1 protein-coding gene is annotated in these 1,131 nt (G+C 65.8%); it reads right to left on the reverse strand.

The window, feature by feature from the left end; all coding sequences use genetic code 11:
* Positions 1–2: 2 nt before the first annotated feature.
* Complete coding sequence (locus ACGFSB_RS37400; protein WP_393409047.1) at positions 3–1,094, reverse strand: IS630 family transposase; 1,092 nt, start codon at positions 1,092–1,094, stop codon at positions 3–5.
* Between the last annotated feature and the right edge of the window lie 37 nt (positions 1,095–1,131).

Raw genomic sequence — 1,131 nt, forward strand, 5'->3', positions numbered from 1 at the left:
CCCTAGTGACCTGAGTCAGAGATTCGGTGGCAGTAGGCGGCGACTTTGTCGAGGATTTCGTCGGCGGTTTTCGTCCAGACGAAGGGTCGTGGGTGGTCGTTCCAGTCGGTGAGCCAGGCCCGGATGTCGCGTTCGAGGGCTTGCACGGATCGGTGGACTCCACGCTTGAGCTTCTTCTGGGTGAGCTCGGCGAACCATCGCTCCACCAGGTTCAGCCACGACGCGCTGGTGGGCGTGAAGTGCAGGTGAAAGCGCGGGTGCGCGAGCAGCCACTTCTTGATCTCGGGCGTCTTGTGGGTGGCGTAGTTGTCGAGGATCAGGTGGACCTCGAAGTCGGCGGGGACCTCCTTGTCGAGCTTAGCCAGGAACTTCTTGAACTCGGTGGCCCGGTGGCGGCGGTGGAGGGAGCCGATGACCTTGCCGGTGGCGACTTCCAACGCCGCGAAGAGCGTGGTGGTGCCGGCGCGGATGTAGTCGTGGCTGCGGCGCTCGGGAACGCCGGGCATCATCGGCAGGACCGGCTGGGACCGGTCCAGAGCCTGGATCTGCGACTTCTCGTCCACGCAGAGGACCAGGGCCTTCTCCGGCGGGTCGAGGTAGAGGCCCACCACGTCGCGGACCTTGTCGATGAACAGCGGATCCGTCGACAGCTTGAACGTCTGCGAGCGGTGCGGGGCCAGGGCGAACGCCCGCCAGATCCTGGAGACGGTTGACTGTGACATTCCCGTGGCCGCGGCCATCGACCTGGTTGACCAGTGCGTCGCGTTCTTCGGCGTCTCTTCGAGGGTTTTGACGATCACCCGCTCGACGTCGGCGTCGGTGATCTTCCGCGGGACACCCGGCCGCGGCTCGTCGCCCAGCCCGTCCAGGCCGTGCTCGAGGAAACGCCGCCGCCAGGTGCGAACCGTGTCCGGAGCGATCCGCAGTCGGCGCGACACTTCCATGACCGAGTGCCCGTCCGCGCACTCCAGCACGATCCGCGACCGCTGAGCCAACGCCTGGGCCGTCGTGCGACGACGTAACCAGCCCTCCAACACACCCCGCTGGGCATCGGTCACCGACAACGGCGGAATCTTCGGACCCGGACGACTCATACCGAACTAACGCCAAACCTCAGACTCAGGTCACTAG

It is taken from the genome of Streptomyces sp. NPDC048441, assembly GCF_043200235.1.
Lineage (GTDB): Bacteria > Actinomycetota > Actinomycetes > Streptomycetales > Streptomycetaceae > Streptomyces.